Origin of the sequence: Caballeronia calidae, from assembly GCF_900044055.2 — a bacterium.
GTDB classification, from domain to species: Bacteria; Pseudomonadota; Gammaproteobacteria; order Burkholderiales; family Burkholderiaceae; genus Caballeronia; species Caballeronia calidae.
In genome coordinates this window covers 1-7,783 of sequence record NZ_FCOX02000139.1, presented here as the reverse complement: position 1 = coordinate 7,783, position 7,783 = coordinate 1, and the positions used below count along the sequence as shown (strand labels likewise).

Below are 7,783 nucleotides of genomic sequence, written 5' to 3'. Positions count from 1 at the left end.
GATCGTCGCGATGCGCCTACGCTCGCCCAGTCATTGCGAACAATTCTCGCTACGGTGTGCGTAAATTAGCGGATACCATATAACAGCCAGGGAAATGGAGGTCACCCTGCATGCGCAAAACACTGCTGGGTCGCGTTCAGCGGTGGCCGGCGCGATGCATCAAGCGTGGACTATGCCTTCGCCGCAAAAGCGCAAGTTGATCGAACCGCTTATCAACTTCGATCATCGCGAGATGTCCTGGAGATCTGTGAGTGTGATGACGCATGGACCGATGACGCATCATCGCATGTCACTTTGATCAGACGTTGAATGCTTGGATTTTTGTCGTTCGCGTAGCACTGCTCGGTCGTCCGTTCGATCACCGCCTGCGGCCGATCGCACAACCGTCGCCGTGAAGATTGTACTCTTCGAAAGAGGCCAGATCCTTGGCAGTTTTAAAAGGGGAGTTGCAATCGTCGGAGGCACGGTCCCCTGGCTGCTGCTAGGCGACAACGAAGACATGCGTCATATTGGCACTCTCGATGTGGACGTCGGTCTAGATCTTTTCGGCCATCTCTTTCTACACCAGCGAGCCCCCTTCAAAGCTGCCGCATCGAGTCGTGCCCGGGGAGGTTGCAAGGTACCAACGACTACCTGCGATTTGCGAGTGTTGATCGTTGAGCGGCAGTCACCGTCGCACCGCCATTTCTGTACCGGATCGTCAACGCTGATCCCGCGCGATGTTGCCCGGGCTGTACGCTGAGTGCTGCGCGATCATGCGCCACAGCTTCGCTGCGCCCAATCTCTTGCACAATGTGACGTGCAGTCTCATGAACGATAGGCCCAAAGTACTCACCTTTGGTGGCGTCCAGTGAGTGGCCTATCAAACCATTTGAGCGAATAAAGGCCGACGCTTCTTTAGCCGATCGCTCTCTGAGCGTCTGTAGGTTTGCAAGAAAAGACTGCACGACGCCGACGGCTTGATCAAACGTTGGCGTATATGCCAGCGTTTCGAGTGCGGCGAAACGCTGTTTCATGGCTTCAGGTGGAGACTTGAGAGAATCTGACATGCGGTCCAAAAAACGGTACATGAAGCCCTGCGCATGCGGCAGGGCTTCGGGTTCTCTTTCGATCACCATCGCCAAATCGAAAATGTCGCGAGCAGTGCCTTGATTGCCGCGATGGTACATTTTTTTGGCGATGATCTCCGCAGCAGTCTCGACGCGAATGGAACGACCGCAAAGCTCCCACGTTTCGAATGCGAGAGCGTCAGGCAGAAGATTTGAAGAGGCGACGAAATCGACTTCTCCCAAGTCCATCTGCAATTTAACAAAGCCGTTCCCTTCCACATATTGAGAGTCGCATAGCGCGTCCGCGACGTCGCTCAACCGCGGAGTGATGAAGCCCAGCGATTGTGGGTCGGGAACGAAGATGTCGATGTCTTTGCTAAGCCGGTGGTTGTGACGCAGCATGAGGACTGTGCCACCGCCAAATGTAAAAAAAGGATTGGACACTCCGCCGTGCGTCGAAATTTCGTCCATCAGCACGAAGGCGTTGGGAAGAAGCTTTTCCCAAAGGCCGGAAGGTAGATTTTCTGGTTGACTCATACCCAAATGCTTTTACGGTTGATGGAATGCTGCTGCGCCAGGCGAGTGACGTTCGTCCAAATTTCCGCTGGTGTGCGATGTTCGATCTGCGCGGCCTCTTCGACGGCCATGACCACATAATCGAGCGGCGACTCGTCGAGAAAATGGCCGATGTGGGCCTCATATCCAAACGGCACTTCCGCCGTGGCGAGCGCACGCTCCAGCATCTCTGCCGAGAACTCGCCTTTGTAGCTGACGCTTGCGTTTTTTGCCGCCATCCAAAGGCCGCGCTTCTTCTGCCTGCCCGTCAAAGATGGATGCAACGACAGGCCGAGCACGCCCAGCAATTTCGATGCAGCCTCGACGCCAAGGTCCGGAATTTGGGCTTTACCCGCTTCCAACTCGTGGATTGTCCGCCGAGACAAATTGGCCATCTTAGCAAGTCGCGCTTGCGTTAATCCGAGGATGCGACGTCTTTCCCGCACCGTTTGGCCTAGTGAAAACATGTCCATTTAGCACCTCCGCAATCAGTATAGATGAATGCGCAAGAAATTGCACATTAGCCGGATGGCGTTTCCGGCTGAGGTGCGGTGTGCTCAATGTCGCTGTTGTTAGCCCGCCCGCCGCCTGAAACCCGTTGAGTGAGCCTGTCTCTGCAAAAGCGGAGTGAACTCATCAGCGAGCCCCGCGAGATTGACAAGGACCATGGCCGCATCGAAACCCGGCATTGCGGCGCCTTTGAATGGGAAGCGCTCGGGCAGACATCCTCTTGGCCCTATGCCCGCTCGGCGGCCATCATCATCGAAGCCACGCGCGAGGATCGGCGATACCGTCACGACCGAACGCCGCCACTACTTCTCCAGCCTGCCCAGGGACGTTGCCCGCGTCGCACACGCAGTGCGTTCGCACTGGGCGATCGAGAATGGGGTGGGCACTGTTGTCTCGACATGGCCTTCGGCGAAGACCCGTGTCGTGTCCGCACTACGCACTTTGCACCGCTCAGTATCTATCCGCTTGGCCGCCCAGGCGAAGAACCGCTGCGCCGCCGGCAACGCATGCTCCTGCTGCCACGCGCGTTTGGTGGGGCCGCTCAAGCTCTTGTGCCGGATGTGTTCGTCGACGCGATGCCGCACGCCGAGGTGCGCCAGCGCTTGGGCGACCCGTGCAGGGGGGGGTGCGCCGGTACAACGAGGAGCAATCAACCACAGGAATCGGGACGTGCGAGCGCGGGCGGCAGTCTTCTGCGGCTCGGTCGAAGGACCAAGCAAAGGCTGTCGCGGTGCGGCTCGACGTGCGCTGGCAGTCTACAACTCGGCGCATACGTGATGCGGTGGCGGTGCGCTTCGATGCGCGGCTATAACGCATTCGCTGAGCCATCGACGCCGAGCTGGTAGCTGGTAATGGGGCTCCACGGCGACGGAACCGCATTTCGAATCAATTTTTGTGAACTGCTTTCACGTAATGTGATTGATTCATCGGTCGTGCCGCTTACATGTGTGATGCTATGACCGGAACCATGGGCGGGCTGGCAATCCCAGTGCACGCAAGGCGGGTGCACTGGGGCGCACCGTTGTTGCATGAAGCTTTGAATGAGCAACTGAGGCGCGTTCCAAAGCGCTTACGCGGCACCGACATGTTGGCGTTAAAGAACGAGTTCGGCCCCAAAAAGGCGCCGCCTATGCGACAATTTAATCCAGCTTGTGCGCTGCTTCAACCCTTTATGGAAACACTTGGCCCGAAACCTCAAATCTCCAACAACCGTCGCGGCGTGGTCTTCGTCCTGATGCGCAAAAGCGAGCCAGTGGAATGCGTGATTGCCCGCGCGGCGCTGGAGGTGCATTTTTGGCTTCCGTTTCATGCGGACGATGCGAAAATTTTAAAGGCTTTTTGTGATGGATACAGCCGTATTCAGGCGGTCGCACAACGCAAACTGCTGGCCAAGCCGACCTCGCGCTTAGAATTGACGGAGGCCGACTTTGTGCGACTATAGTTTTGGTTCAAGGGCGAGTGCTGAAAGTGCTTGCGCGTATTGGGGACGGCCGGAAAAAGCGGGGTGCTAAGGTTTTTTATAAAATCGAGAACGGAGGCATAAATGAATCGAATTCCAAGCGCGCCTTACACGAAGTTTTGGTGACGAGACGGCCAGTCAAGTGGGCGCGGACCGGAAGGTGTGAGGCCGTCGAAAGTCGCACCGTGGTGAACGAAGTGTGCGCGGCAAAGGCAGGCAAGCTGAGAGGAAACTCGCTCCGAATTAGAAGCCGCTGATGGAGTCGGAGACCGAGCTGGCCTGCATCCGATGTGAAGAGGGTTCGTGGTCTGCAAAAAAGTAAGCACAGTAAAGTACTCACCGGCATCTGTACCGCGCAATCCCAGATTGATCAGTACTCTCTGTGTCTGCGGCACATCCTACAACAGGATGCTCGTCTGTTCGGGCTGTTTGGCCACGGTAACTGAGCTACCGGCTAACGAACGTGAAGCGTACAGCCAGAGCCTGAGAAAGCACGGCATGGTTTTACGCCGCTTCGAAGTGTAGCTTCATGCCGAGCGCACGGATGATTTTAAGCATGGCCGAGAAGTCGGGCTACGTTCACCGGACAGCGCCTTATAGAGGCTTTCGCAGGACGGTCCCGCATCGCGCATCATTTGCGTCAGCCAGCGCTGCTCAGGTGGCCTCGCCAACCGCCGTGGTGATCAATGCATCGTGCCCGGTTTTTCAACCGCAGCCTCAAGGTATAAGCGCATTTTCTCCTTCAGTGCGCAGATGTCCCGCCACGTCGAAGCGCGTATGGGTTGTTTGCCCGACGAGAAAAAGCGATCTCGAGTCGTAATGTAAATTGACGTGATCCGGCGCATAGAGAGGATCAGTTCAGGTAAGTAACGCCATCGTCGTGGCCGATATGTTGTAGTACGGGATCGTCGAGATGTATGGCGAGGAGATTCGCTCCAGCTGGGAAATGGCGGTATCCGCGCTCGTCGAGCAACCCTTTGATCACTGACTGATCAGATTTGATGATCTCGATTGAAAGTATCGGTTTGTGGTTCTCCAGCGCCTTTTGCGCGCCGCGTAGCACTTCAACTTCCATACCTTCGACATCAAGCTTGATGAGGTCAATGCGTTCGAGATGAAGCGAATCGATGCTCACCACTGGAACTGGCGCTCCAGCCGACGGTGCGTACGAAATGCGTTGACCGATATACTCTGTATTTGCCTGTTGACGCAATTCAAGACTTCCGAAGCTGGCATGGGCAAAGTAGTCCGGCTGCGGCACGATCAGTTCGCCAGGGCTCTCGCCGAGCGCGGCAAGCTTCGCACGCGCATTCAAGCAATTATTCAGGGCAATGTTGCCTGCCAATGCGTAATACACGATCTCTTGCGCCTCGAAGCTGAGAACACGTCCCCAGTCATGCATATGGCGCGCCCATTCGATGGTATGTACCCCGATGTTCGCTCCGCCGTCGATCGCGAAAACACCGTCACCGAAATACTGGCGTCTGCGGTTGAGTAGTGCAAGCAGGGCCCCGACTTCGTTTGCGTCAAAGCATGAATGCTGGAGAATCTGATGTCCAACACCATACGCGTAATTCGAGTGACTAACGTTGTAGTCGTTGTGGAGGGCGACAATCATGTTGGCCGGTGTAGCGGCGAAGATTTTGGCCGGTGATGAGGTGTCGAAGGCGGCGTAGCCGCCGAAGACGACGCATCACCGGCGGCGCCGAGTCGGCCGGGTTCTACGATGGCTGATCGAACAAGAAAGCGATCAGCTACATGTCTGGAACCCGCATTACCGACCAACAGGTTCGCCTCTACATGTCCAAACGCAAACATCACTCGCAGGAGATCGCCGCCGCCAAGGCGGGCATCAGTGTCCGCAGCGCAAGGCGCATCGAACGTGACACCACCCTGCCATCACAGAAACCCCGTCGTTACTGGCGTTCCCGTCCCGATCCCTTCGCCGACGTCTGGGACACCGAAGTCGTTCCGATGCTTGCGAACGCGCCACAACTTCAGGCGATCACCATCCTGCGCAAGCTGCAGGACGATCATCCCGGGCAGTATCCGGACAGCACACGTCGCACACTGGAGCGGCGCATTCGGCACTGGAGGGCGATGTCCGGTCCACCGAAGGAAGTCTTCTTCCCGCAGTTGCATGAGCCTGGCGCACGCGGCCTGTCCGACTTCACCGACATGGCCGAACTGGGAGTGACGATCGCTGGCGTGCCATTCGAACACCGGCTGTACCACTTCGTGCTCGCGTTCTCGCGCTGGGAATACGCTAATGTCGTTGAAGGCGGCGAGAGCTTCGAAGCACTGTCCATGGGATTGCAAAATGCACTATGGCAGGCCGGGGGATGTCCGCGCGAGCATCGCACCGACAGTCTGTCGGCGGCGTTCAGAAACCTCGCGGATAAAGACGACTTCACAGTGCGCTATGCGGCGCTGCTCGAGCACTACGGCATGAACGGGACGCGCAACAATCGCGGCCTGGGCCACGAGAACGGTAGCGTGGAGTCATCGCATCGCTATTTAAAGGAAGCTGTCGACCAGGCGTTGATGTTGCGCGGCCATCGGGACTTCGTTGATCGTGCGGCCTATGATGAGTTTCTGCGCGAGGTCGTCATGCGTCGCAACCGGCGTAACGCAGCGGCGTTCCGCCTTGAGCGCGAACAGCTCATGGATCTCCCGTTAAGGCGCACGACCGACTTCGTCGAGGAAGAAGCGCGCGTTACACGCTGCAGCACCTTCACCATACGCGGCATTCTGTACAGCGCGCCGTCGCGCCTGATCGGTCATCGTCTGAAGGTGCGCGTGTATGGTGACCGGCTCGACTGCTATCTGTCAGGCGCGCTGGTGCATAGCACCTCGCGAGGTTCGCGTGCCGGCGACAACCGCCGCGCACTTGATTACCGACACTTCATTGAGAGCCTCAAACGCAAGCCGCAGGCATTCAAGGGGCTTGCGTTTCGAGACGAGCTGTTTCCGCGCGAGGCCTATCGCCGGACCTGGGAACAGCTGGAGGCGAGACTGACGCAACGCGAGGCGTGCAAAGTCATCGTTGGATTGCTTGAACTCGCCGCGCTCGATGGCGTCGAGGCCGTGCTGGCCGCGCACCTCAACGCGTTGCTGGTTGACGGCAAGCTGCCTGATCTGAAGGCTCTGCGCGAGGAGTTCGCGCCGCGTCACGCCGATTGCCCAAACGTCAATGTCGAGATGCCACCCGCAAGCAGCTATGACGACCTGCTCGACAAGGAGGTCGCATGAGCACGCATGCTTACGATGCCGGCCGTCTTGTCTTGATGCTCAATGAACTGCGCCTGCCGACCATCGCCCGCCTTTGGCCCGAGTTTGCGGAGCGCTCCGACAAGGAAGGCTGGCAGGCCACACGGTTGATCGGCGCATTGCTCGAACACGAACTGGCCGAGCGGGCCAAACGGCGCATTGAACGACATCGTGCCGAGTCGCATCTGGACCCGACCAAGACGCTTGCGACCTTCGACTTCAGCATGGTGCCGATGGTTTCAAAGGCACACGTCATGGCGCTCGCGACCGGCGATTCGTGGCTTGAGAAAGGTGCCACGGCGCTCCTGTTTGGTCCGCCTGGGGCCGGCAAGAGTCATCTAGGAGTATGCGCGGCAGAAATCTGATGTCATCCGGCCGAGCCGGGTAAGCGTTGTTAGGAGATGCCAATAAGCTATCTTCCCTACGAGCCGCAGCAGCAGATGTTGCTGCCCCACGCGCTGCAAGACTGGCTGCCTGAAGGGCACCTGGCCTATTACATCAGCGACACGGTGGATTCGCTCGACCTGTCAAGCTTCCATGCGCGGTATGCGGGCGGCGGCCCGCGCAATCAACCCTTTCATCCGGCGATGATGGTGAAGGTGCTCGTCTACGGCTATGCGACCGGGGTGTTCTCGTCGCGCAAGCTGGCCAGGAAGCTGCATGAAGATGTCGCGTTCCGGGTCCTCGCCGCGGGCAACTATCCGGCGCATCGCACGCTTTGCGACTTTCGCGCCTTTCACTTGAAGGAACTGTCGGACCTGTTTGTGCAAGTGGTGAAGCTGGCCAAGGAATGCGGACTGGTCAAGCTCGGGACGATTGCCGTTGACGGCACGAAGATCAAGGCCAATGCGTCGCGTCATAAGGCGATGAGTTACGAGCGGATGAAGAAAGCCGAGCTGGAACTCAAAGAACAGATCGATGCGCTGCTGGCCAAGGCGAA

6 protein-coding genes and 2 pseudogenes are annotated in these 7,783 nt (G+C 57.9%); 5 read left to right on the top strand and 3 right to left on the bottom strand.

Annotated features, from left to right (window positions below):
* Positions 1 to 313 precede the first annotated feature (313 nt).
* Positions 314 to 541, top strand: a pseudogene (locus tag AWB78_RS48985) (hypothetical protein); the annotation flags it as partial.
* 88 nt (positions 542 to 629) lie between these two features.
* Here AWB78_RS48985 and AWB78_RS40565 read toward each other — a convergent pair.
* The gene (locus AWB78_RS40565; RefSeq protein WP_082883624.1) at positions 630 to 1,586 is read right to left on the bottom strand and encodes a nucleotidyl transferase AbiEii/AbiGii toxin family protein; all 957 of its coding nucleotides are present in this window, start codon (positions 1,584 to 1,586) and stop codon (positions 630 to 632) included.
* The gene (locus tag AWB78_RS40560; protein WP_062612672.1) at positions 1,583 to 2,077 is read right to left on the bottom strand and encodes a helix-turn-helix transcriptional regulator; all 495 of its coding nucleotides are present in this window, start codon (positions 2,075 to 2,077) and stop codon (positions 1,583 to 1,585) included. Before AWB78_RS40560 ends, AWB78_RS40565 begins: the two co-directional genes overlap by 4 nt.
* 992 nt (positions 2,078 to 3,069) lie before the next feature.
* On the opposite strand from AWB78_RS40560, the gene AWB78_RS49630 reads away from it, so the two are divergent.
* The gene (locus AWB78_RS49630; RefSeq protein WP_332460148.1) at positions 3,070 to 3,555 is read left to right on the top strand and encodes a DUF1488 family protein; all 486 of its coding nucleotides are present in this window, start codon (positions 3,070 to 3,072) and stop codon (positions 3,553 to 3,555) included.
* Positions 3,556 to 4,426: 871 nt separating this feature from the next.
* Here the strand turns inward: AWB78_RS49630 and AWB78_RS40545 are convergent.
* Positions 4,427 to 5,191, bottom strand: coding sequence for an FkbM family methyltransferase (locus tag AWB78_RS40545; protein ID WP_062612667.1), 765 nt, complete (start codon positions 5,189 to 5,191; stop codon positions 4,427 to 4,429).
* 140 nt (positions 5,192 to 5,331) lie between these two features.
* On the opposite strand from AWB78_RS40545, the gene istA reads away from it, so the two are divergent.
* The 3 genes and pseudogenes from istA to AWB78_RS40530 form a co-directional block, all read left to right on the top strand.
* Positions 5,332 to 6,825 (top strand): IS21 family transposase, encoded by a 1,494-nt coding sequence (istA, locus tag AWB78_RS40540; RefSeq protein WP_062612665.1) that lies wholly within the window; start codon positions 5,332 to 5,334, stop codon positions 6,823 to 6,825.
* Positions 6,822 to 7,187: pseudogene (locus tag AWB78_RS40535) on the top strand (ATP-binding protein); the annotation flags it as partial. The gene istA and the pseudogene AWB78_RS40535, both read left to right, overlap by 4 nt.
* A 57-nt stretch (positions 7,188 to 7,244) precedes the next feature.
* Positions 7,245 to 7,783, top strand: a 539-nt coding sequence (locus tag AWB78_RS40530; RefSeq protein WP_198399358.1) for a transposase, incomplete at its 3' end; no start/stop codon positions are given.